This is a genomic window from Trinickia symbiotica (assembly GCF_003028655.1).
Taxonomy (GTDB): domain Bacteria; phylum Pseudomonadota; class Gammaproteobacteria; order Burkholderiales; family Burkholderiaceae; genus Trinickia; species Trinickia symbiotica_A.
The window spans coordinates 177627-200252 of record NZ_PYUC01000013.1 but is presented as its reverse complement, the minus strand read 5'-3'; the positions used below and the strand labels follow the sequence as shown (position 1 = coordinate 200252).

Sequence of the window (22626 nt, the reverse complement as noted above, 5' to 3'; positions counted from 1 at the left end):
CAAGCAGCGAGAAAACGAGGGCACCCATGAGCGACATTCTCGAACGCATCATCGCGGTCAAGCGCGAAGAAGTGCGCACGGCACAGCAAAGTGCGCCGCTCGAAGAGCTTCGGCTGGAAGCGTCGACACGCAATCTGCGTGACTTCGTCGGCGCGTTGCGCGCGAAGCATGCGGCGGGTCGGCCTGCCGTCATCGCCGAAGTCAAGAAGGCGAGCCCTTCGAAAGGCGTGCTGCGCGAGGATTTCGTGCCGGCCGATATCGCGCGCTCCTATGAGCGCGGCGGTGCCGCGTGCCTTTCCGTGCTGACGGACGTACGTTTCTTCCAGGGCAGTGCCGCTTACCTCGAAGCGGCCCGCGCCGCCTGCGGCTTGCCCGTGCTGCGCAAGGACTTCATCGTCGATCCCTATCAGGTCGTCGAAGCGCGCGCGATGGGCGCCGATGCGATTCTGCTCATCGCGGCCGCCCTCACCACACCGCAAATGCGCGACCTCGAAGCGTTCGCGCACTCGTTCGGCCTCGCCGTACTCGTCGAAGTGCATGACGAGCGCGAGCTCGACGAAGCACTGACGCTGAAAACGCCGCTCATCGGCATCAACAATCGCAATCTGCGCACGTTCGAGACGACGCTCGACACGACGCTCGGCATGCTCGACAAGGTGCCGGCCGATCGCATCGTCGTCACGGAATCGGGCATTCTGTCGCGCGCCGATGTCGAACGGATGCGCGAGCACTCGGTCCATACCTTCCTCGTCGGCGAGGCGTTCATGCGCGCCGACGACCCGGGCGCGGAACTCGAGCGCATGTTCTTCTGAGCTTCGATTCTCCCAAGCTTCGATACGAGCCATTCAGGAAGTCACGGACGCATTCAATGGGCATCGAACGCGAGATCAAACTGGCCTTGCCGGCCGAGCAGGCCGATGCCGCCATTCGGTACTTCACGGAGCGCGCGGGCGAAGCGGGACGTGACGTGCCGCTCGACAACGTCTACTTCGATACGCCCGCGCTTGCGCTCACGCAAGCCAAGATCGCACTGCGACTGCGCCGGACCCCGGACGGCTGGCTGCAGACGCTCAAAGCAGCGGGCCGCGCCGAGGGCGGGCTCCACAGCCGCCACGAATGGGAAGTGCCGGTACCCGGCGAGGCGCTCGAGATCGATTCGCTCGCGGCGGCCTGCGACGATGCACAAGCGCTTGCCGTGCTGCGGCGCGCGGCGCCTGAGCTCGTCCCGCTCTTTCGCACGAGCTTCACGCGCCGGCTATGGCGCCTGGCGGTGGCGGGCGGCGCGCGGATCGAAGCGGCTATCGATCGAGGAGAAGTGACGGCGAACGTGAATGGCGAGCTGCGGCGCGCGCCGATCAGCGAAATCGAGCTCGAACTGCTCCACGGCGACGAGTCGGCGCTTCATGCGCTTGCGGCCGATTTGTCGTCAAAAGTGCCGGGCCTCACGCCCGAAGATGTCAACAAGGCCCAACGCGGCTATCGGCTGCGCGCGGGCGTCTAAGCGTAGGGAAGACCAATCGACGATGGCACGCTCCCGCTCACCTCGCCCCGGATCGTCGCCGTCTCAAGCGACCCTTTTCGATATCAATATGCCGCCGGCCGATCCGTCCGAAGCGTCGGCTGCATCCCAGCCGGCCAAGGCAACCGATCGGTCCGAGTCGACTGCTTCATCGAACCCCGACGCCGCCACGCCCGCGACGCTTGCCGAGCCGTTGGAAGCGCAGTTCGACGCGTTGCCGCCCGCATGGCGCGAGCACCTGCGCCCGTTCGTCGAAAGCGATGCGTATGCGCCGCTCTGCCGGTTCGTCGATGCGGAGCGCGCGGCCGGCAAGACGATTTATCCGGCCGACGTCTTTCGCGCACTGCGACTGACGCGGCCGGACGATGTCGAAGTCGTCATCGTCGGACAAGACCCCTATCACGGCGAAGACAAGGGTCATCCGCAGGCCCACGGTCTCGCCTTCTCGGTGCCGGCGCCGGTGCGCCCGCCCCCTTCGCTGCGCAACATCTTCAAGCAGATCGCGGCCGATTTCGGCTTTGAGATACCGGGCCACGGCTGCCTCGACGCGTGGGCGAAACAGGGAGTGCTGTTGCTGAACACGGTGCTGACCGTCGAACGCGGCAAGGCGGCGAGCCACGCGCGCCAAGGATGGGAAAAGTGCACCGATACGCTGATTCGCGAGCTCGCGCATCGGCATGACGGGCTCGTGTTCATGCTCTGGGGAGCGCATGCGCAGGCCAAGCGCGTGCTGCTCGACGATCGGCCGCATTGCGTGCTCGAGGCGCCGCACCCCTCGCCGCTCTCGGCGCATCGTGGGTTTCTAGGCTGCCGCCATTTCGCACTCGCGAACGAGTATCTCGTCTCACGCGGCCGCAGGCCGATCGATTGGCGACTTCCCAAAGAAGCCGGGGCGCTCGCCGTGTGACGAGCGCCCCGCGGTAGGGCAGCGGTGGCTACCTCCGTTGACCGATCGGGTCAACGGGGCCGGCATGTCGCGTCGCCCGGATGCTTTCCTTCGACAAAAACGGCTTACGCCGCCGCGGCGATCGCTTCTCGCGCACCCGCCAACGCGGCGTTGGCGGCATCCGGGCCCATATTGAGACCTTCCGCATGGATGAAGCTCACGTCCGTGATGCCGATGAAACCGAGGAAAATTTTGAGGAAAGGCGTGTGCGTGTCGCTCGGCGTGCCGTGATACTTGCCGCCGCGCGCCGTAACGACGAACGCCTTCTTGCCTTTTACGAGACCTTCAGGACCGTTCGCGGTATACCGGAACGTGATCCCGGCCCGCGAGATCCAGTCGAAATAGGCCTTCAGCTGAGTGGAAACGCCAAAGTTGTACATCGGCGCGCCGATGACGATGATGTCGGCCGCCTGCAGTTCATCGATCAGCGCCTGACTGCGAGCGTGGATGGCCGCTTGCTCGGGCGTGCGCTGCTCGGCCGGCGTGAAGAACGCGCCGAGGATGGCGTCGTCGAGGTGCGGCAGCGGATCGGCGAGCAGGTCGCGCACGACGACTTTCGCGCCGGGGTTCGCACCTTGCAGCTTGGCGGTCAGTTCGTTGGCGAGCAGCGTCGAATTCGCGCCTTGCGAGCGAGCTGCCGAGTTCAGTTGAAGGATGGTCGTCATGTTGGGCTCCGGATGGGGTGCGCATCGGTTGCGCGAGTGGAGCCATTCTGTTTCCTTCAGCCTATCTCAAAAAGTAGGTCGGCAGCGACGGATCGTTGCATCAGTGGAACGATCACCCGTGCAGCCAGCGCTTCAGCGCGTTGCGCTGAGGCCCTCGCGCGCGCTCGTCGACCGCGAGCTTGTAGCGCGTGACTTCGGGGCCGTCGAGCTTCACGCGCGCAACGCGCAACTCGTCGCGCCGGAACGCGTGGACCTCGACCGCCGCGTCCGGCCGATAACGCGAAAGCAGCGCATCGAGATTCGAGCCGGTGACGCGCAGGCCGTCGAGCGCCACCAGCACGTCGCCGGCCGAGAGCCCCGCCTTTTGCGCCGCGCTGCCGTCGTGGACCGCGGCGATCGTGCATTCGGCGCCGCCGCGCACGCGCACGCCGAGCGATGGCTTGCTCGTCGCGCCGTTGCCGGCCTTGCCGCCGCCATTGCCCGGATCGGGCGCAAGCGTCACGCCGAAGGCGGCGAGGAGATCGGCGAGCGGTAGGTCGCGCGTGCCGCCGACCGCGTCGTCGAAGAGCGGCCCGAGGTCGACGCCGGTCGCCTCCTCGATCAGCGCTTTGACATCGTCCTCGCCAACGCCGACGGGCTGGCCGCTGTAAAACTCTCGGCCGTAGCGTTGCCAGAGCAGCCGCATCACATCGTCGAGCGATTTGCGGTGATTCGTGCGGGCGCGGATCGCGAGATCGAACGCGAGCGCGACGAGCGAGCCCTTCTGGTAATAGCTGACGATGGCATTCGGCGCGTTTTCGTCCTGGCGGTAGTACTTGACCCAGGCGTCGAACGAACTCTCGGCCACGCTTTGCTTGAGGCGGCCGCTGCCGCGCAGCACGCCGCCGATGGTCTTCCCGACGAGCCCGAAGTAGTCGGCCTCGCCGATCGCCTTGCTGCGCACGAGCATCAAGTCGTCGTAGTACGACGTGAAGCCCTCGAAAAGCCAAAGCAGCGACGTGTAGTTCTCGCGCGAAAGGTCGTACGGCACGAACGCGGCCGGCTTGATGCGCTTGACGTTCCAGGTGTGGAAGTACTCATGACTGCACAGGCCGAGATAGGTGCGATAGCCGTCCGACATCTCGGGGCGCCCGAGTACGGGCAGATCGGTCCGATTACAGATGAGGGCAGTCGATGCGCGGTGTTCGAGGCCTCCATAGCCGTCGCTGACGGCTAGCGTCATGAAGACGTAGCGATCGACTGGGGCCTTTTTCGATTTCGGCTCGAAGAGCTCGATTTGCGTCTCGCAGATGCGCTTCAGGTCCGCGACGAGCCGCTCCATGTCGACGGAGACCGTGCGCCCCGCGATGACGACGTCGTGCGGCACGCCATGAGCCTTGAACGTGGCGAGGTCGAATTGGCCGAGCGTCACCGGGTGATCAATGAGCTCGTCGTAGTTCCGCGCCCGGTACTCGCCGAACCCATAGCGTTTCGTGCCACGGGCTTCGGGAAGCGCCGTCGCGACGCGCCAGTCGCGCGCGGCAGAGCCGGCGGGCTTGCGGATGTCGATGATGCAAGGCGCGTCTTCATGACCGATCGGCGCAAGGAACACGCTCGTGCCGTTGAAAAAGCCGATCGTATCGTCGAGATGCGCCGCGCGCACCGACAGGTCCCAGGCGTAGACGTCGTAGCGCAACGTCAGCGCCCCGCTCTTCACCGGCGCGGCCTGCCACGTCTGCTTGTCGGTCTTCACGATGCCGACTTTGCGGCCCGCCTCGTTGAACGCTTGCAGCGCGACGATGTTGCGCGCGAACTCGCGCACCATGTAGCTGCCCGGTATCCACGTGGGCAAAGTAAAGCGCTGGCCCGCCGGGTCCGGATCGGCGAGCGTCAGCGTGACTTCGAAGAGGTGAGCGGCGGGATGCTTGGGAACGATGGCGTAGCGAATCGGCTTCATCGGCAACGGTTGGCGGTATCGTGTCAATCCGAGTGAGAGTGCGCTCAGCGAGCGGCCGCGCTCGCCTGCGTGAGGGCCTTGTCGAGCGTGTCAGCCGAAACGGCGCCCGGCAGCCGCCGGCCGTCGGCCAGAATGATCGTCGGCGTCCCCGTTACGTTCATCGAATGGCCGAGCGCAAGGTTCTTGTCGAGCACGCTCGTATCGCAGATCGCCTTGCCGCTTGGCGTTTGCCGCTCGAGCATCCACGCCTCCCACGTCTTCGCGCGGTCGGCCGAGCACCAGATCGATTTGGCTTTCGCCGTCGAATCGTCGGAGAGCACGGGGAAGAGGAACGTGTAGACGGTCACGTTGTCGATCGACTTCAGCGACGACTCGAGCTGCTTGCAGTAGGGGCAGTTCGGGTCGGAGAAGACAGCCATCTTGCGGCTGCCGTTGCCCTTCACCACCTTGATCGCGTCGCCGAGCGGCAGGCTCGCGAAATCGACTTTGTTCAGCTCGGCCAGGCGCGCCTCGGTGAGGTTCGTATGCGTTTTAGTATCCACGAGCTCGCCGGCGATTACATAGTTGCCCGTGGCGTCGCTATAAAGAATCTGTGAGCCGAGATTGACCTCGTAAAGCCCCGCGACCGGCGCTTTGTCGATGCTCTTGATCTCGACGTTGGGCAGGCGCGCCTGCAGCGTGGCCTTCAGCTTGTCGGTCGTCTGGTCGGCATGCGCCGACGCGCCGAGCACCAGTGCGGCCGCAAAGGCCGCGACGGAGGCGGCGTGACGCGAATTGATGGACATGATGTCGAGTCCTTCCCTGATGGTGTGCCGCACGGCTTTGCGCGCGTCACGTTGAAACGAATCGGTGGCGGGCCCCTCGGCCACTACCTCCGGGATGTCAGCCGAGCGCGGACGAGACGAGCCAGCGCTTGACGAGCGGCTGCGCGCCGACCAGCGCCATTCCCGCATTGCGCACCGTTCGCGCCAGCATACCGGGAACGGCAAAAAGCCGCTCCAGGCCGTCGGTCGCGAGCGTCAGCGCGCCGATATCCTCGCGGCGCGAACGCTCGTAGCGGCGCAGCAGCACGACGTCGCCGAGGTCGCGGAACGCCTCTTTTGCCGTCAACACGTCGACGAGCGAAGCCACGTCTCTCAGGCCAAGATTCATCCCCTGGCCCGCGAGGGGATGAATCAGATGCGCGGCATCGCCGACGAGCGCGATGCGCGGCGCGATGAGCCGATCGACGCGCTGCAGCGCCAGCGGAAAGCCATGCGCGGCGCCGACGCATTCGAGCGCGCCGAGCCGCGAGCGCGTGGCCGTTTCGACTGCGGCCTCGAGCTTGGCATGATCGAGCGCGATCAGCTCGCGCGCGTGCTCGGTCCGCGCAGACCAGACGAGCGATACATGACCTTCCGGCAGCGGCAGCAAGGCGATGATCTCGCCGTCTCTGAACCATTGATAGGCCGTCTCGCCGTGCGGTTTTTCGGCTTTGAAGTTCGCGACGACACCGGTTTGCCGGTAGTCGCGCCGCATGACGTTCACGCCCATCTGTGCGCGAACCCACGAATGCGCACCGTCCGCGCCGACGATCAGATCCGCTTCGAGCACCTGGCCGCTCGCCAAGGCGAGCGTCGCCGCATCCGCCCTCACGTCGAGCCCCTGTGCGCGCGTATCGAACCATGCCGCATTGGGCTGGAAGCGTAGCGCCGCGTCGAGCGCGTGCTCGATCAGCGACGCCTCGACGATCCAGGCAAGCTGCGGAACCGCGGCCTGGAAGGCCGAGAAATGCAGCTCGGCCAGCGCGTCGCCATAGACGCGCATGTCATAGACCGGTTCGAGGCGATCGTGATCGAGCGCCTGCCAGATGCGTAAGCGCTCGAAGAGCGCCTGCGAACTCGCCGAAAGCGCGTAGATGCGGGCGTCGAACCGAGCGTCGGCCGGACGCGGCGCGGCCGGCTGCGCAATCAGCGCAACGCGCAGGCCGGCTTGCGCAAGCGCGAGCGCGGCGCTTTTACCGACGAGTCCGCCGCCGACGACGGCGATATGGAACGACTGATGGTGGGCGGTCATGGTTCGGGATTATAACGGCGGCGTCTGGCCGAGCCGTGCGGCTCCCCACGTCCGCGACAGACTGGCGCCTTAAGTGCCTGCACGCCGACGGCGGCCGTTGCCGGTGGCGCGAACCGGCACGCTCACGTACGCTTCGTATCGTTGGCCATGACTTCGTGCGCCGACCGGGAATCGGGCTCGCCGGACCAGGCCGGCGACACGCCGGAAAGCGTTACAATTCCGGTTTCCGCGACAACACACGCACGAAACGGTCGAATCCGCATCGAGCCGGCGCCCGACTGCACGCTCTGATTCGCTCCGTTACTGCTCCCCGCCGAGCCGCCAATAGCGCGCAGCGCGCTCCCGCCGGCGTCGAGCGCACCTACGCAACCTCTAGGATCGTCGAAGGATTTTTTAATGAGCCTCAAATGCGGCATCGTCGGCTTGCCCAACGTCGGCAAGTCCACTCTCTTCAACGCCTTGACGAAGGCGGGCATTTCCGCCGAGAACTATCCGTTCTGCACGATCGAGCCGAACGTCGGCATCGTCGAAGTCCCCGATGCGCGCCTCGACGCGCTGGCGGAGATCGTGAAGCCCGAGCGCGTCGTGCCGGCGGTCGTCGAATTCGTCGACATCGCCGGACTCGTCGCGGGCGCGAGCAAGGGTGAAGGCCTCGGCAACCAGTTCCTCGCCAACATTCGCGAAACCGATGCGATCACGCACGTCGTGCGTTGCTTCGAGGACGAGAACGTCATTCACGTCGCAGGCAAGGTCGATCCGCTCTCCGATATCGAAGTCATCAACACAGAGCTTGCGCTCGCCGACCTCGCGACCGTCGAAAAAGCGCTCGCACGCTATTCGAAGGCCGCCAAGTCCGGCAACGACAAGGAAGCGGCCAAGCTCGTCGCGGTTCTCGAAAAAGTGCGTGTTCAACTCGACGCGGCCAAGCCGGTTCGCGCGCTCGATTTCACCGACGAGGAGGCGGCGCTCGTGAAGCCGCTTTGCCTCATCACGGCGAAGCCGACGATGTACGTCGCCAACGTGAAGGAAGACGGGTTCGAGAACAATCCGCATCTGGACGCCGTGCGCCAATACGCCGAAGGTGAAAAATCGCCCGTCGTCGCCGTCTGCGCGGCGATCGAAGCCGAAATCGCCGATCTCGACGATGAGGACAAGATCGCCTTCCTCGCGGACATGGGCATGGACGAGCCCGGGCTCAACCGGGTGATCCGCGCGGGCTTCAAGCTGCTCGGCCTGCAGACCTACTTCACGGCGGGCGTGAAGGAAGTGCGGGCGTGGACGATTCATATCGGCGATACGGCGCCGCAAGCGGCGGGCGTGATCCACACTGACTTCGAGCGCGGCTTCATTCGTGCGCAGACGATCTCGTTCGCCGACTTCATCGCCTACAAGGGTGAGCAAGGCGCGAAGGAAGCGGGAAAAATGCGCGCCGAAGGCAAGGAGTACGTCGTCCATGACGGCGACGTCATGAATTTCCTCTTCAACGTCTGACTCCAGTTCACGCACATGGCCCAATACGTCTTCACCATGAACCGGGTCGGCAAGATCGTGCCGCCCAAGCGCCAGATTCTCAAGGACATCTCGCTTTCATTCTTCCCCGGCGCGAAGATCGGCGTGCTCGGCCTGAACGGCTCGGGCAAGTCGACGCTGATTCGCATCATGGCCGGCGTCGATCGCGACATCGAAGGCGAAGCGACGCCGATGCCGAATCTCAACATCGGCTATCTGCCGCAAGAGCCGCATCTCGATCCCGAGAAGACGGTACGCGAAGCCGTCGAGGAAGGCTTGGGCGAGGTCTTCAGCGCGCAAAAGAAACTCGATGAGATCTACGCGGCTTACGCCGAACCCGATGCCGACTTCGACGCGCTCGCCGCCGAGCAGGCAAAGTACGAAGCGATCCTCGCCGCGAGCGACGGCGGCAGCCCCGAGCAGCAACTCGAAGTGGCCGCCGACGCGCTGCGCTTGCCGCCGTGGGATGCAAAGGTCGCCAATCTGTCGGGCGGCGAAAAGCGCCGCGTCGCGCTTTGCAAGCTGCTGCTTGAAAAGCCCGACATGCTCCTGCTCGATGAGCCGACGAACCACCTCGACGCTGAATCGGTCGAGTGGCTCGAGCAGTTTCTCACGCGCTTTCCCGGCACCGTCGTCGCCGTGACGCACGATCGGTACTTCCTCGACAACGCGGCCGAGTGGATTCTCGAGCTCGACCGCGGCCAGGGCATCCCGTGGAAGGGCAACTACAGCAGCTGGCTCGATCAGAAAGAAACGCGACTGAAGCAGGAAGAGGCCACCGAATCGGCGCGGCAAAAGACGATCAAGAAGGAGCTCGAGTGGGTGCGGCAGAATCCGAAGGGCCGCCAGGCGAAGTCGAAAGCGCGTATTGCCCGCTTCGAGGAACTGAACAGCCAGGAATATCAGAAGCGCAACGAGACGCAGGAAATCTTCATCCCCGTCGGCGACCGGCTCGGCAACGAGGTGATCGAGTTCCAGAACGTCAGCAAGGCGTATGGCGACAGGCTGCTCATCGACAACTTGAGCTTCAAGGTGCCGGCAGGCGCGATCGTCGGCATCATCGGGCCGAACGGCGCGGGCAAATCGACGCTCTTTCGGATGCTGACGGGCCGCGAAACGCCCGATTCGGGCGAGATCGTCATGGGGCCGACCGTGAAGCTGGCGTATGTCGACCAAAGCCGTGACGCGCTCGACGGCGCGAAGACGGTCTTCGAGGAGATTTCGGGCGGCGCGGACGTGCTGACGGTCGGCAAGTACGAGACGCCCTCGCGCGCCTACATCGGCCGTTTCAACTTCAAGGGTGCCGATCAGCAGAAGAACGTCGGCAATCTCTCAGGCGGCGAGCGCGGGCGGCTGCATCTGGCGAAGACGCTGATCGCGGGCGGCAACGTCCTGCTGCTCGACGAGCCTTCGAACGACCTCGATGTCGAAACGCTTCGCGCGCTCGAAGACGCGTTGCTCGAGTTCGCCGGCTCCGTCATGGTGATCTCGCATGATCGCTGGTTCCTCGATCGGATCGCCACGCACATCCTGGCGTTCGAAGGCGATTCGCAAGTCGTGTTCTTCGACGGCAACTATCAGGAGTACGAGGCGGACAAGCGCAAGCGCCTCGGCGAAGAAGCCGCGAAGCCGAAGCGCATTCGCTACAAGCCGATCACTCGCTGACGACGAGCCCCAGCTCGCGCAAGCGCGCCTCCGTGGCCGCCGCGCTCGTGTGATGCACGCCGTGCCACCCTAGCGCGGCGGCGGCGTGCGCGTTCTTGACGTTGTCGTCGATGAAAACGAGCTCGTGCGGCGCGATACGCGGCAAATGCCGCTCGATGCGCGAGAACATTTCGGCGTAGATGGCCGGGTCGGGCTTGACGAGCTTGACGCGCCCCGAAACGACGATATCGCGAAAGCGCCGCAATACCGAAAAGCGCTCCCACGCCCACGGAAAAGTCTCGGCCGACCAGTTCGTCAGGCCGAAAAGCGGGACGCCGGCTGTCTCCAGCTTGTCGACGAGCGCGACGCCCTCCGCAATGACGCCGCCGATCATCTCGTGCCAGCGCTCGTAAAACGCGCGAATCAGCGTCTCATGCTCGGGAAAACGGGCAACGAGCTCGGCCGTGCCGGTCTCGATCGATTGCCCGCCATCCTGCCGAACGACCCAGTCCATCGAGCAGACTTCGCTGAGAAAACGCCGCCGCTCGGTTTCGTCGGGAATCAGCTTGCGATACACATACTCGGGGTTCCAGTCGATCAGGACTCCGCCGAAATCGAAAACGACCGCTTTGACAGCCATGTGAACTCCAATCGTGAGCCTTGGTTCTGGACGTACCGTCGGCGGCGACGCGCATGCGCTTGCCGCCGCGTTCTCCTTCAGATCGCTTGCGTGCGTGCCTCGAGCCAGGCCTTCGCGTCACCCGATACATGCGGCGAAACGCGAGCGCGCACGGTCTCATGATAAGCGTTGAGCCAGGCGCGCTCGTCGTCGCGCATCAGCTCGAGCACGATGCAGCGCGTATCGATCGGGCAAAGCGTCAGCGTCTCGAAGTCGAGGAAAGCGCCGAACTCCGTCTCGCCGGCCTCGCGGGCGAGCACGAGGTTCTCGATCCGCACGCCCCAGCGGCCGGGCCGATAGAGGCCCGGTTCGACGGATGTGATCATCCCCGCTTCCATCGCCGTCCACGGCTCCGCCTGCGCATAGTGCGAAATCACTTGCGGACCCTCGTGCACGTTGAGAAAGTAGCCGACGCCGTGGCCCGTGCCGTGTCCATAGTCCGCGCCCGCTTCCCAGATCGGGGCGCGCGCGATCGCGTCGAGCATGGGCGAACGGATCCCTCGCGGAAAGCGGGCGCGCGAAAGCGCGATCATCCCTTTCAGCACGAGCGTGAAGTCGCGCTTTTGCTCCGGTGAGACGCGACCGACGGGCACCACGCGCGTGATGTCGGTCGTGCCGCCGACATACTGCCCGCCCGAGTCGATGAGCAGCAATCCGTCGCCGGTCACAGTGGCGTGCGAAGCGTCCGTCGCGCGGTAATGCGGCATCGCACCGTTCGCATTGAACCCGGCGATCGTCGCGAAACTGCGGCAGACGAAGCCGGGCCGGCGCGCCCGCGCCGCGGTGAGCTTTTCATCGATCATGAGCTCCGTGACCGTCTCGCGGCCAAGCGCCCCTTCTAACCATGCAAAAAATTCGGCAAGCGCCGCGCCGTCCTGCTCCATCGTCGCGCGCACGTGCCCGGCCTCGCCGGACGTTTTGCGCGATTTAGCGAACGTGGACGGATTGACGGCTTCGACGACCTTCACGGTGGAGGGCACGGCCTGCCTCGCGCCATACGTGATGCGGCGCGGATCGACGAGCAGCGTCGACCCTTCCGGCAGCGCCGCGAGCGCCGCCGGCGCTCGCGCATAGTCTTCGATCCTGAAGCCGTCGCGCATGAGCGCGTTCGCCACATCATTCGGCACTTTGCCGGCGGCAACGAAGAGTGTCGCCGACTCGAGCCCGATCAGCGCATGCCCGACGAAAACGGGATTGAAATTGACGTCCGCGCCTCGCAGGTTCGCGAGCCACGCCAGATCGTCGAGCGTCGAGACGAAATGCCATTGGGCGCCCTGCTCGCGCATTGCTCGGCGGATCGCCACGAGTTTCTCCGCGCGCGTCACGCTGGCGTAAGGCATCGCGTGCTCGAAGACGGCATCCGTTGGCAGGGCGGGCCGGCCGCGCCAGACCGAGTCGAGCAGATCGAGGTCCGTGCGTAGCGACATGCCGCGTGCGCCCAGGGCGTCGATGAGCGTACGGGCGGCGGCGAGCGCGAGCACGGCGCCGTCGACGCCGACACAAGCGCCGGCCGCCAGATGCGCGGCGAGCCATTCGACATGCTGGGCCTGTTGTACTCCCGCGATCTTCATCAGTGCGATGCCGCTACCGGCGAGCTGAATGTCCGCCTGCGACCAATAGCGGCTGTCGGCCCACAGGCCCGCGAAATCGGCCGTTACGACGAGCGTGCCGGCCGATCCCGTGAAACCCGACAGCCATCGCCGTCCTTCCCACCGCTCCGGCGGATATTCGGACAAGTGCGGATCGGACGACGGCACGATGTAGGCGGCGAGCCCTTCGCGCGCCATCGCCTCGCGCAGGCGCGCAAGGCGGGCCGACACGGCCTCGTGGGAAGTTTCGGGGCCGCCGGAGTTCGCCGGCGCGGGAGTTTCGGAGAGTCGGACGTTCATGATTTTTTCCGGAATTTCAACGACGAGAGGCCAAAGCCGCTGCCACAGCCACGGCGGAAAGCGCGACAGCGGTACAGAGCGGCCATTCGAGCACGCCACCATCGTAAAAGAGGCCCGATACGCTGCCCGCCATCTTGGCGGCGCCTGCCGCAACGACACCGATCGGCAAGGCGACGAACCAGCGCATGCGCGTGGCGCGATAAAGCGGATGCAAGCGCCAGCCGGCGAGGCCGACGACGGCGCCGAGCACGACGATCCCCGGCCAGCCCATCAGTGCCGGCCCGCCGCGATCGTTGTCGGAGTGATGGCTGGAAGACGGAACGAACGGCGCAATGGCATAGATAGTCGACTCTGTCGATCTGAGAAGGATTGGCTTCCGGCGCCGTGGCGATGTCGCAAGCAGGATTGCTGCACCGCGACAATCGGCCGCTCCCCAAGCGGCGCGGGCGTCCGGTATGGTCGGCGGCCCGCGGCCGCCTGCCGCGCTCAAAGAGCCGAAAGCATGGAACCGCTATAATAACCGCCTGAAATCGAGCTGCCGCCTGTCTACCTGAGCGGCTATATTCCCTGCGTATGCAACTGCTCACGATCGGAATCAATCACCACACGGCGCCCGTCGCGTTGCGCGAGCGCGTGGCGTTTCCGCTCGAGCAGATCAAACCGGCGCTTGCCGCGTTCAAGTCGCTTTGGGTCGCGGGCGGCTCGAGTGCCGAGCCCGAGGCGGCGATCCTCTCCACTTGCAACCGCACGGAGCTCTACTGCGCGGCGGATGATCTGTCGACGCGCGAGGCCGCGATCGACTGGCTTTCGAGCTACCACGGGATGGATGCCGGCGAACTCGCGCCGCACGTCTATACACTGCCGCAATCCGAGGCGGTGCGGCATGCATTTCGCGTCGCGTCGGGCCTCGATTCGATGGTCCTCGGCGAAACGCAGATCCTCGGACAAATGAAGACGGCCGTGCGCACGGCCTCGGAAGCGGGCGCGCTCGGCACTTATCTGAATCAGCTCTTTCAGCGCACGTTCTCCGTCGCGAAGGAAGTACGCGGCAATACGGCCGTCGGCGCTCAATCGGTCTCGATGGCGGCGGCCGCCGTGCGGCTTGCGCAGCGAATCTTCGACAAGGTCTCGAACCAGCGCGTGCTCTTCATCGGCGCGGGCGAGATGATCGAGCTTTGCGCGACGCATTTCGCGGCGCAGGAGCCGCGCGAGCTCGTCGTCGCGAACCGGACGGCCGAGCGCGGCGCCAAGCTCGCGGAGCGCTTTCGCGGTCATGCGATGCCGCTCTCGGAACTGCCCGCGCGCATGCACGAGTTCGACATCATCGTCTCGTGCACGGCGTCGACGCTGCCGATCATTGGTCTCGGTGCGGTCGAGCGCGCCGTCAAGGCTCGCCGGCACCGGCCGATCTTCATGGTCGATCTGGCGGTGCCGCGCGACATCGAGCCCGAAGTCGCGGAGCTTCAAGACGTGTTTCTCTACACCGTCGACGACCTGGGCGCGGTCGTGCGCGAAGGTCACGCGTCGCGGCAGGCCGCCGTCGCGCAGGCCGAGACCATCATCGAGACGCGCGTGCAGAGTTTCATGCAATGGCTCGACGCGCGCAGCGTCGTGCCGGTGATTCGCCACATGCATACGCAGGCGGACGCACTGCGTCGGGCCGAAGTCGAGCGCGCGCTGAAAATGCTCGCGCGCGGCGACGATCCCGCCGCCGTGCTCGAAGCGATGTCGCAATCGCTGACCAACAAGCTGATTCACGGCCCGACGCATGCGCTCAACCGCGCCAGCAGCAGCGAGCGCTCAACGCTCATCGAGCTGCTCGGCGGCGTCTACCGGCACGACAAACCGTCGTCGGATCATTAGCGCCGGTCTCGGCCCGCCCCGCCGCGGCAGCGGCTTGCCAACGCGCCGCGCTTTTTTCGAATCTTCTTGCCCCTGGAGCCGAGCTCCGAATTCATGAAAACGAGCATGCAACAAAAGCTCGACCAGCTGACGACAAGGCTGGCCGAACTCAACGACCTGCTGAGCCGCGGGGACGTCACCGCGAATCTCGATCAGTATCGCAAGCTCTCGCGCGAGCACGCCGAGATCAGTCCCGTCGTCGAGCATTACGCGCACTGGCGCCAGGCGCGCAGCGATGCCGCGACGGCGCAGGAGCTGTCGGCCGACGCATCGATGCGCGAGTTCGCCGAAGAAGAGGCGCGTTCGGCACGCGACCGGATGGGGCAGCTCGAGCACGAGCTGCGGGCCATGCTGCTGCCGAAGGACCCGAACGACGAACGCAACATCTTCCTCGAAATTCGCGCGGGTACGGGAGGCGACGAGTCGGCGCTCTTCGCCGGCGACTTGTTGCGCATGTATCTGCGCTATGCGGAGCGGCAGCGCTGGCAAGTCGAGATGATTTCGGAGAGCTTGTCCGATCTCGGCGGCTACAAGGAGGTCATCGTCCGCGTCGCGGGCCAGGGTGCCTACTCGAAGCTCAAATTCGAGTCAGGCGGCCATCGCGTGCAGCGCGTGCCGGCGACCGAAACACAGGGCCGCATCCACACGTCGGCCTGCACCGTCGCCGTGATGCCCGAAGCCGACGAGATCGGCGAGGTCGAGATCAATCCGGCCGAGTTGCGCATCGATACTTTCCGCGCCTCGGGCGCGGGGGGGCAGCACATCAACAAAACCGATTCGGCGGTTCGCATCACGCACCTGCCGACCGGCATCGTCGTCGAGTGTCAGGACGATCGCTCGCAGCACAAGAACAAGGACCGCGCGCTGAAGGTGCTCGCCGCGCGCATCAAGGACAAGCAGTATCACGAGCAACATGCGAAGGAGGCCGCCACGCGCAAGAGTCTGATCGGCTCGGGCGACCGCTCGGAGCGGATCCGCACCTACAACTTTCCCCAGGGACGACTCACCGATCACCGGATCAACCTGACGCTCTACAAGCTCGAAGCGATCATGGACGGCGAGCTCGACGAGCTCATCGCGGCGCTCGTCAGCGAACATCAGGCCGAGCAGCTCGCCTCGCTCGGCGAAGCGGACTGACGCCCGCACCGACGCGCCGCCCGCTGCGCCTTCATCGGGATCCGCAACCCATGCCCGCCTCCCCACCGCCATCTCGGACGGCTACCGATCTGCTGCGCGCGTCGCCGCTCGCGGCCCTCGAAGCCCGCATTCTGCTCGCGCATGCGCTCGGCTGGCGCCGCACGGAGCTGATCACGCGCGGCGACGAGCCGCTCGACGAAGCGCAAGTCGCCGTCTACCGCAGCCTGGAAGCGCGACGGGCGGCCGGCGAGCCGATTGCGCAGATCGTCGGTGCGCGCGAGTTCTACGGACTTGAATTCGAAGTCACGCCGCACGTGCTGATTCCGCGTCCCGAGACGGAGCTGCTCGTCGAAATGGCGCTAGCCGCGATCGCGCCGCTCACGCGTCCGCGCGTGCTCGATCTCGGCACGGGCAGCGGCGCCATCGCGGTCGCGATCGCGTCGGCGCGGCCCGATGCGCGCGTCTGGGCGCTTGATCGGTCGCCGGAGGCGCTCGCCGTCGCGACGCGCAACGCCGCGCGGCTCGTCGGCGAGCGCCGGCCCGGCGGCGCGATCGAGTTATTGCAAAGCGATTGGTACGCGGCGCTCGATCCGGCCCTCTCGTTCGACGTGATCGTCAGCAATCCGCCTTATATCGCGTCGGGCGATCCTCATCTCGGCGTCGGTGACCTGCGCTTCGAGCCGCGCGGCGCACTCACGGACGAAGCGGACGGGCTCTCGGCGATTCGCGCGATCGTTGGGGGCGCCCGCGCCTTCGTGGCGCCGGGCGGGCAACTCTGGCTGGAGCACGGCTACGATCAAGCGGCGGCAGTGCGCGCGCTGATCGCGGCGCAGGGATTCGCCGACGTCCGCTCGCTAGGCGATCTCGCGGGCATCGAGCGGGCCAGCGGCGGCATCGCCCCGAACGCCGTCGACGGTGGGATGGCAACAGCCTAGGACTAGGGCCCGGGCCGCACGCCGACCGCACGGCCCGCTCGCCGCTCCGGTCCCACCGACGCTGCGCGGCTACCCGCATCGGCCGGCCGGCACTCACGAAATCCGCTATCATTTGCGTCTATCTACCACGCTCCGTGTCCCTCACGGAATCAAGGTCAGTCATGGATACGCAACAACGCATCAAGCAAATCGTCGACGAAAACGCTGTCGTCCTGTTCATGAAGGGTACCGCCCAGTTCCCGATGTGCGGCTTCTCGGGGCGCGCCGTGCAGATCCTCAACGCATGCGGCGTCAACGAGTTCAAGACGGTCAACGTGCTCGAAGACGACGAGATCCGCCAGGGCATCAAAGCGTTCTCGAACTGGCCGACCATCCCTCAGCTCTATGTGAAGGGCGAGTTCGTCGGCGGCTCCGACATCATGATGGAGATGTATCAGAACGGCGAGCTGCAGCAGCTGTTCGCGTCGGCCTGATTCTGCGGCCCGGCAGCCTGGCCCGCTTCCCGCGGCACCGCACGCAATGCAAGCACCGCTGAGCGCGCCGCCGCGCCGGCTTATCGTCGCGATCACGGGCGCCACGGGCGCCATCTACGGCGTGCGCCTGCTCGAGACGCTGAAGCGCCTCGGCGGCATCGAGACGCATCTGCTGATCTCGAGCGCAGGCTGGCTCAACATCCGGCACGAGCTCGAGCTGACGAAAGACGACGTCCATCCGCTGGCCGACGTCGTCCACTCGGTTCGTGACGTCGGCGCCAGCATCGCGTCGGGGTCGTTCTCGAGCGCGGGCATGGTCGTCGCGCCATGTTCGATGAAAACGCTCGCGAGCATCGCGCATGGGCTCTCCGACAATCTGATCGCGCGCGCCGCGGACGTCACGCTGAAAGAGCGCCGCCGGCTCGTGCTGCTCGTGCGCGAAACGCCGCTCAACCTCGCGCATCTGCGCAACATGACGGCCGTGACCGAGATGGGCGCGATCGTCTTTCCGCCGCTTCCCGCTTTCTACAATCGGCCCGCCTCGATCGACGAGATGGTCGACGAAACGATCGCGCGCGTGCTGGACATGTTCTCGCTCGGCCCCACGCTGGCCACTTCGTGGAACGGCCTGGGCAGCCCGCGCGACGCGGGCGCGTGAAGCGCGATTCTTAACACGCGCGACACGATGCGTTTCACGATCACGGCTTTCTGGCGCGGCCGTGAGCGCTTATAGTCGATTCAATACGATCACTTTCTCGTTCGCCTCAGCGCGACGCCTGTTGCCATGTCTCGCCTACCTTCGCTTTTTCTATCCCACGGCGCACCGACGCTGCCGATCGATCCGTCGCTTCCCTCCGGCGCTTTCGGCACGCTGGCTGCCGGGCTACCGCGCCCGCGCGCGATTCTGATGCTATCGGCGCACTGGGAGACGTCGGCCCCCGTTGCAAGCACGGCGGTGAAGCCGGAGACGATCCACGATTTCTACGGCTTTCCGCGCGCGCTCTACGAGATCCGCTATCCCGCACCGGGCGCGCCGGACCTCGCGCGGCAGGCGATTACGCTGCTGGCTCAGGACGACATCGCCGCGACGACGGAAGAGCACGGTCTCGATCACGGCGCCTGGGTGCCGCTATTGTTGATGTTTCCCGATGCGGGCGTGCCTGTCGCGCAGCTTTCGATTCAGCCGCATCGCGACCCGGCGCACCACTATCGCGTCGGCCGCGCGCTGCGGCCGCTCGCCGACGATGGTGTGATGATCGTGGGTTCGGGGCAGATCACGCATAACCTGCGCGCCGCCGATTTTGGTGCGCGCCCGGAGGATGCCGATCCGCGCGTCGCCGAGTTCACTGACTGGTTCGAGGCGCGGCTAGACTCACACGACGTCGACGCGTTGCTCGACTACCGCCGCCTCGCGCCGCATGCGGCGCTCATGCATCCGCGCGACGAGCATCTGCTGCCCGTCTTCGCGGCGCTCGGCGCGGCCCCTGACGACTATCGACTGGAGATTCAGTCGCTCGGCACCTATCAGCGCGCGCTTGCGATGACGAACTATGTGTTCCAGAGCGCCGGCAACTGAGCGCGGCCGAGCCCGGCCGGACGCGCCCCCCAGGCACTCCCGTCGAGACACGGTCCTCGCGCGATGCCCCAGACGTGCTCAAAGAGCGTCCCTTGCGGAACAGCTCGTTGGGGACGCCGATCTCAAACGCCGACACCCTCGAGGATGTCGTCTTCCGGTTCGCGCTCGTCGAGGTAGCGCGTGCGATAGCCGGATCGGACGCCCCAGAGGTAGAAGACGAGCGAGACGAGGGCCACCGTCAGCATGTCCCATCCGTATGGCAGCCACCCGGCACCGCCGAACTGCTTGCTGCCGATGAGCGAGAGGAACGCCATGACGGGCAGATAGCCGACGAGCCACCACGCGGCCTTGAGATCGCGGCCCCAGCCGCCCCAGCCCGACTTGCCCTGATAGTAGAAATAGACAGGCAGCGCGACGATCATGAGGAGGATGATTTCGCCCGTGAGCGGCCACTTCGCCCAATAGAGCACGAGCGACGCGCAAACGAACGCGAACGGCGCGACGACGCCCATGAGCGGCAAATGCAGCGGCCGCGCGAGATGCGTCGCGAAACGGCGCAGTGCCATGAGGCTGACCGGCCCCGTGAGATACGAAATGACGGTCGCCACCGAAATCACGGCGGCGAGCGAGCTCCACCCGCGGAAGAAGAAAAGGAAGACGAACGAGATGAGCAGGTTGAACCACATCGCGTTGCGCGGCACGCCGTAAAGCGGATGCACGCTGCCGAAGAACTTCGGCATCGTGTTGTTGCGCTCCATCGCGTAGATCATCCGCGTCGTCGTCGCCATGTAGGTCGTGCCCGTGCCGCTGGGGCTCACGAAGGCGTCGACGTAAAGCAGAAACGCGAGCCAGTTGAGGTTCAGCGCCAGCGCGAGTTCGGCGAACGGCGAAGCGAAGTTGAAGTGGCTCCAGCCCTTCGCGACATCGGCCGGATTCACCGCACCGATATAGGCGATCTGGAGCAGCACGTAAATGACGAGCGCGAGCAGAATCGAGCCGAGCACGGCGAACGGCACGCTCTTCGACGGATTGCGCGCTTCGCCCGCCAGGTTCACCGGGCTCTGGAAGCCGTTGAAGGCGAAGACGATGCCGCTCGTCGCGACGGCGGTGAAGACGGCGGACCACCCATAGGGAGCGAAGCCGCCAGCGGCCTGGAGATTGTCCGAGTGGAAGCCGGAGGCGAGCAACCCGAGGATCGTGAGGCCCGGAATGATGAACTTGAAGACGGTGATCGTCGTGTTCGCGCGCGCGAACACCTTCACGCCCCAGTAGTTGAGCAGGAAATAGACGATGACGAGCAACGCCGACAGCAAGAGCCCCGTCGTCGTCAGCTCTCCGTGAACGAACAACGCGTGCGCCCATTCGTAGGGCCACGTGCTCATGTACTGAATCGACGCCTCGGCCTCGATCGGAATCACCGAAACGATGGCGATCCAGTTCGCCCACGCGCTGATGAATCCGACGAGTGCGCCATGCGAGTAACGCGCGTAACGGACCATGCCGCCCGACTCGGGAAACATGGCGCCGAGCTCGGCATAGGTGAGCGCGATCGCGAGAATGACGACGGCGCCGATGATCCAGGCGCAGATCGCCGCGGGACCGGCAATCTTGGCCGCCTTCCAGGCGCCGAAGAGCCACCCGGACCCGATGATCGAGCCCAAGCCGGTCAGCATCAGCGCGAATGGGCCGATGTTCCGTTGAATCGAACTTTTCACAACCTCTCCTAGGGGATATGGGGAACGCGCGAGCGCACGCTTGCAAGTGCGTCAGGCGACGCTTGCAACTCGTGCCCCGCCCCGCGGCCGATACCAGGCCGCAACCAGGCGCAACCGCGCTGTGTGGCGCGTAGTTTACCGGTTGCGCCGCCCCAGAAGTGTGCGTTTTGATCCGGCACCCAAAAATTCACTGGCGCGGGGAAAGAGTTCTGTAGCAAACGGTGTTCCCAGGCATCGAATGTCCCTGCAAATTCGAGGATACAGGTTGACCTTTGCGCGATTTCGCCGTATAACGAGCGGGCAGGATTTCAAGCGGCGAGTGTGAATTGGTCTTTCGTGGTTCGCCCCTCAGGTACCTTCGGTTGTTCCATTACCCTTCCTTGATTTTCGTGCACCCCGGGCTTCGGCCTAGTTTTTTATAGTCTCTTTTAGGAATACGTAATATGGAAACCGGTACCGTCAAGTGGTTCAATGACGCGAAGGGCTTTGGCTTCATCACTCCGGACAGCGGCGGCGAAGACCTCTTCGCGCACTTCTCGGAAATCCGCATCGATGGTTTCAAGACGCTGCAAGAAAACCAAAAGGTGCAGTTCGAAGTGAAGACGGGCCCGAAGGGCAAGCAGGCCGCGAACATCAAGCCGGTCTAAGCCCCGTCCCACCGGATGCAAAAAACCCCGCTCAGGCGGGGTTTTTTTCGTTCTTTAGCGGAAGATTCGACGGGCGTGGATGCCGAGCCCCGTCGCAACACTGGCGAGCCGGTCGCCGAAAACGGGCTGCGCGGCGGCAAACGCCTCGGCCAGCGAGCGCGTCAAAAATGTCAGCCCCGTCGAGCCGCCCGTGAAGTAAAGCGCGCCAACGTCGCGCGGCGCGATACCGGCCGCCCGCACCGTTTCTCGGGCGGCGTCCACGATGCGATGCAGCTCGTCGACGCCGGCTTCGACGAGCTGCGCTTCGTCGAAAGCCAGCCGCAAGTCGGTCTCCACATCGTCGAGATCGATCGACGTCTGTCCGCCGGCCGCCACGCCGATTTTCGCCTCCTCGGCGCGCGCGACCAACGCGTGGCCGAGCCGCTGCTCGACGACACGCATGAGCCGGTCATGGTGCCGCGAGTCGCGGTAAAGGTGCCGCATCAAGCGCAGCTCGCCGACACGCTTGCCGGTGTAGACGGTATTGATGAGATGCCAGGTCGAAAGGTCGAAGTAGATCCGGTTAGGCACCTCGCGCCCCTCGGGATCGATCGCCTTGTAGCCGAGCTCGGGAAGAATCGTCGCCAGCTCGACGCGGCGATCGAAGTCGGTGCCCGCCACGTGGACACCGTGATGGGCGAGCACATCGTCTTTGCGCTCGAGGCGGCGCATCCGCTCGGGGCCCACCCGCACGAGCGAGAAATCCGATGTGCCGCCGCCGATGTCGGCCACGAGTACGAGCGCCTCGCGATCGAGGCGCGACTCGTAGTCGAACGCGGCCGCGATCGGCTCGTACTGGAAGTGAATCTCGCGCAACCCAGCCGCCTGCGCGGCCGCTTCCAGCTGCCGGGCGGCCAGCAGGTCGCCGCGCGGATCGTCATCGACGAAAAACACGGGCCTGCCGAGCACGGCCCGTTCGATCGGCGCGTGCGCGCACGCTTCTCCCCGCTTCTTCAGATAGGCAAGGAACGTCGAGATGACATCCGTGTATTTGACGGCGGAGCCGTCGCCGAGCTCGGTGACGCCCTCGGCCAGCGCGGAACCGAGGATACTTTTGAGCGAGCGCATGAGGCGGCCGTCGAATCCGTCGATGTACGCGGCCATGGCGGCGCGCCCGTACACGATCGCATCCTCGTCCGTATTGAAGAAGATGGCCGTCGGCAACGTCGTATGATCGCCCTCGACGGGCGCGAGCCGCACGGCATCGCCGGCGGGCAGCGCGAGCGCCGAGTTCGACGTGCCGAAGTCGATCGCGCAGTAAGTCTTCGCTTGGGATTCCATCGCTTGCATTCCGGTGCGCGGGCCATGGCCAATCGCGGAGCGCGGTTTTACCACGAACGGCCGGGGCCGCGCAACTCGC

General features: G+C 65.5%; 21 protein-coding genes. 12 read left to right on the top strand and 9 right to left on the bottom strand.

Annotation, left to right across the window (positions count from 1 at the left end; genetic code table 11):
* Positions 1-26: 26 nt before the first annotated feature.
* The 3 genes from trpC to C9I57_RS24390 are packed head-to-tail and all read left to right on the top strand — an operon-like array spanning position 27 to position 2426.
* Positions 27-812 (top strand): indole-3-glycerol phosphate synthase TrpC, encoded by a 786-nt coding sequence (trpC, locus tag C9I57_RS24400; protein ID WP_107153156.1) that lies wholly within the window; start codon positions 27-29, stop codon positions 810-812.
* 56 nt (positions 813-868) lie between these two features.
* Positions 869-1501, top strand: coding sequence for a CYTH domain-containing protein (locus C9I57_RS24395; RefSeq protein WP_107153155.1), 633 nt, complete (start codon positions 869-871; stop codon positions 1499-1501).
* 22 nt (positions 1502-1523) lie between these two features.
* Entirely contained in the window at positions 1524-2426 is a 903-nt protein-coding gene (locus C9I57_RS24390; RefSeq protein WP_107153154.1) for a uracil-DNA glycosylase, read from the top strand.
* A gap of 104 nt (positions 2427-2530) precedes the next feature.
* Here the strand turns inward: C9I57_RS24390 and C9I57_RS24385 are convergent, their stop codons facing one another.
* The 4 genes from C9I57_RS24385 to C9I57_RS24370 form a co-directional block, all read right to left on the bottom strand.
* Positions 2531-3130 carry an FMN-dependent NADH-azoreductase gene (locus tag C9I57_RS24385; protein ID WP_107153153.1) on the bottom strand — a complete coding sequence of 200 codons (600 nt, stop codon included), beginning with the start codon at positions 3128-3130 and terminating at the stop codon, positions 2531-2533.
* Between the two features lie 112 nt (positions 3131-3242).
* A complete protein-coding gene (locus tag C9I57_RS24380) occupies positions 3243-5066 on the bottom strand; it encodes a M61 family metallopeptidase (RefSeq protein ID WP_107153152.1) in 1824 nt (607 codons plus the stop codon).
* 44 nt (positions 5067-5110) lie between these two features.
* Positions 5111-5851: a DsbC family protein gene (locus C9I57_RS24375; RefSeq protein ID WP_107153187.1), complete on the bottom strand. Its 741-nt coding sequence runs from the start codon at positions 5849-5851 to the stop codon at positions 5111-5113.
* 97 nt (positions 5852-5948) lie between these two features.
* Complete coding sequence (locus C9I57_RS24370; protein WP_107153151.1) at positions 5949-7121, bottom strand: UbiH/UbiF family hydroxylase; 1173 nt, start codon at positions 7119-7121, stop codon at positions 5949-5951.
* A 396-nt stretch (positions 7122-7517) separates the two neighbouring features.
* Between C9I57_RS24370 and ychF the strand changes: the two genes are divergently transcribed.
* Together ychF and ettA are read left to right on the top strand one after the other, a co-directional pair.
* Entirely contained in the window at positions 7518-8612 is a 1095-nt protein-coding gene (ychF, locus tag C9I57_RS24365; protein ID WP_107153150.1) for a redox-regulated ATPase YchF, read from the top strand.
* 15 nt (positions 8613-8627) lie between these two features.
* A complete protein-coding gene (gene ettA, locus C9I57_RS24360; RefSeq protein ID WP_107153149.1) occupies positions 8628-10295 on the top strand; it encodes an energy-dependent translational throttle protein EttA in 1668 nt (555 codons plus the stop codon).
* On the opposite strand, the gene C9I57_RS24355 is transcribed toward ettA, so the two are convergent.
* From C9I57_RS24355 to C9I57_RS24345, 3 genes are all read right to left on the bottom strand, one after another.
* Positions 10285-10914, bottom strand: a complete 630-nt coding sequence (locus C9I57_RS24355) for an HAD family hydrolase (RefSeq protein WP_107153148.1) — start codon at positions 10912-10914, stop codon at positions 10285-10287. The two genes, ettA and C9I57_RS24355, sit on opposite strands and share 11 nt — an antisense overlap.
* A 77-nt stretch (positions 10915-10991) precedes the next feature.
* Positions 10992-12842, bottom strand: a complete 1851-nt coding sequence (locus C9I57_RS24350; protein WP_107153147.1) for an aminopeptidase P family protein — start codon at positions 12840-12842, stop codon at positions 10992-10994.
* Positions 12843-12858: 16 nt separating this feature from the next.
* The gene (locus C9I57_RS24345; protein ID WP_107153146.1) at positions 12859-13113 is read right to left on the bottom strand and encodes a hypothetical protein; all 255 of its coding nucleotides are present in this window, start codon (positions 13111-13113) and stop codon (positions 12859-12861) included.
* 302 nt (positions 13114-13415) lie between these two features.
* Here C9I57_RS24345 and hemA point away from each other — a divergent pair, with 302 nt between their 5' ends.
* From hemA to C9I57_RS24315, 6 genes are all read left to right on the top strand, one after another.
* Positions 13416-14705, top strand: a complete 1290-nt coding sequence (gene hemA / locus C9I57_RS24340) for a glutamyl-tRNA reductase (protein ID WP_107153145.1) — start codon at positions 13416-13418, stop codon at positions 14703-14705.
* 93 nt (positions 14706-14798) lie between these two features.
* On the top strand, positions 14799-15881 hold the full coding sequence (gene prfA / locus C9I57_RS24335) for a peptide chain release factor 1 (RefSeq protein ID WP_107153144.1): 1083 nt from the start codon (positions 14799-14801) through the stop codon (positions 15879-15881).
* Between the two features lie 50 nt (positions 15882-15931).
* Positions 15932-16816: a peptide chain release factor N(5)-glutamine methyltransferase gene (prmC, locus tag C9I57_RS24330; protein ID WP_107153143.1), complete on the top strand. Its 885-nt coding sequence runs from the start codon at positions 15932-15934 to the stop codon at positions 16814-16816.
* A gap of 161 nt (positions 16817-16977) precedes the next feature.
* Complete coding sequence (gene grxD, locus C9I57_RS24325; RefSeq protein ID WP_107153142.1) at positions 16978-17289, top strand: Grx4 family monothiol glutaredoxin; 312 nt, start codon at positions 16978-16980, stop codon at positions 17287-17289.
* A gap of 46 nt (positions 17290-17335) precedes the next feature.
* Positions 17336-17947 carry a UbiX family flavin prenyltransferase gene (locus tag C9I57_RS24320; protein ID WP_107153141.1) on the top strand — a complete coding sequence of 204 codons (612 nt, stop codon included), beginning with the start codon at positions 17336-17338 and terminating at the stop codon, positions 17945-17947.
* Between the two features lie 126 nt (positions 17948-18073).
* Entirely contained in the window at positions 18074-18865 is a 792-nt protein-coding gene (locus C9I57_RS24315; RefSeq protein ID WP_107153140.1) for a DODA-type extradiol aromatic ring-opening family dioxygenase, read from the top strand.
* A gap of 122 nt (positions 18866-18987) precedes the next feature.
* On the opposite strand, the gene C9I57_RS24310 is transcribed toward C9I57_RS24315, so the two are convergent.
* Positions 18988-20580, bottom strand: coding sequence for an APC family permease (locus C9I57_RS24310; protein ID WP_107153139.1), 1593 nt, complete (start codon positions 20578-20580; stop codon positions 18988-18990).
* Positions 20581-21023: 443 nt separating this feature from the next.
* Here C9I57_RS24310 and C9I57_RS24305 point away from each other — a divergent pair, with 443 nt between their 5' ends.
* Entirely contained in the window at positions 21024-21227 is a 204-nt protein-coding gene (locus C9I57_RS24305; protein ID WP_018440349.1) for a cold-shock protein, read from the top strand.
* Between the two features lie 54 nt (positions 21228-21281).
* On the opposite strand, the gene C9I57_RS24300 is transcribed toward C9I57_RS24305, so the two are convergent.
* Positions 21282-22547: an Hsp70 family protein gene (locus C9I57_RS24300; protein ID WP_107153186.1), complete on the bottom strand. Its 1266-nt coding sequence runs from the start codon at positions 22545-22547 to the stop codon at positions 21282-21284.
* Positions 22548-22626 lie beyond the last annotated feature (79 nt).

Coding starts and splice junctions, on each gene's coding strand:
- C9I57_RS24380 (WP_107153152.1), bottom strand. CDS start 5,066: ATGAAGCCGATTCGCTACGCCATCGTTCCCAAGCATCCCGCCGCTCAC.
- ychF (WP_107153150.1), top strand. CDS start 7,518: ATGAGCCTCAAATGCGGCATCGTCGGCTTGCCCAACGTCGGCAAGTCC.
- C9I57_RS24355 (WP_107153148.1), bottom strand. CDS start 10,914: ATGGCTGTCAAAGCGGTCGTTTTCGATTTCGGCGGAGTCCTGATCGAC.
- prmC (WP_107153143.1), top strand. CDS start 15,932: ATGCCCGCCTCCCCACCGCCATCTCGGACGGCTACCGATCTGCTGCGC.
- C9I57_RS24300 (WP_107153186.1), bottom strand. CDS start 22,547: ATGGAATCCCAAGCGAAGACTTACTGCGCGATCGACTTCGGCACGTCG.
- C9I57_RS24315 (WP_107153140.1), top strand. CDS start 18,074: ATGTCTCGCCTACCTTCGCTTTTTCTATCCCACGGCGCACCGACGCTG.
- hemA (WP_107153145.1), top strand. CDS start 13,416: ATGCAACTGCTCACGATCGGAATCAATCACCACACGGCGCCCGTCGCG.
- C9I57_RS24320 (WP_107153141.1), top strand. CDS start 17,336: ATGCAAGCACCGCTGAGCGCGCCGCCGCGCCGGCTTATCGTCGCGATC.
- C9I57_RS24370 (WP_107153151.1), bottom strand. CDS start 7,121: ATGACCGCCCACCATCAGTCGTTCCATATCGCCGTCGTCGGCGGCGGA.
- C9I57_RS24390 (WP_107153154.1), top strand. CDS start 1,524: ATGGCACGCTCCCGCTCACCTCGCCCCGGATCGTCGCCGTCTCAAGCG.
- prfA (WP_107153144.1), top strand. CDS start 14,799: ATGAAAACGAGCATGCAACAAAAGCTCGACCAGCTGACGACAAGGCTG.
- trpC (WP_107153156.1), top strand. CDS start 27: ATGAGCGACATTCTCGAACGCATCATCGCGGTCAAGCGCGAAGAAGTG.
- C9I57_RS24350 (WP_107153147.1), bottom strand. CDS start 12,842: ATGAACGTCCGACTCTCCGAAACTCCCGCGCCGGCGAACTCCGGCGGC.
- C9I57_RS24345 (WP_107153146.1), bottom strand. CDS start 13,113: ATGGGCTGGCCGGGGATCGTCGTGCTCGGCGCCGTCGTCGGCCTCGCC.
- C9I57_RS24385 (WP_107153153.1), bottom strand. CDS start 3,130: ATGACGACCATCCTTCAACTGAACTCGGCAGCTCGCTCGCAAGGCGCG.
- grxD (WP_107153142.1), top strand. CDS start 16,978: ATGGATACGCAACAACGCATCAAGCAAATCGTCGACGAAAACGCTGTC.
- C9I57_RS24305 (WP_018440349.1), top strand. CDS start 21,024: ATGGAAACCGGTACCGTCAAGTGGTTCAATGACGCGAAGGGCTTTGGC.
- C9I57_RS24395 (WP_107153155.1), top strand. CDS start 869: ATGGGCATCGAACGCGAGATCAAACTGGCCTTGCCGGCCGAGCAGGCC.
- C9I57_RS24375 (WP_107153187.1), bottom strand. CDS start 5,851: ATGTCCATCAATTCGCGTCACGCCGCCTCCGTCGCGGCCTTTGCGGCC.
- ettA (WP_107153149.1), top strand. CDS start 8,628: ATGGCCCAATACGTCTTCACCATGAACCGGGTCGGCAAGATCGTGCCG.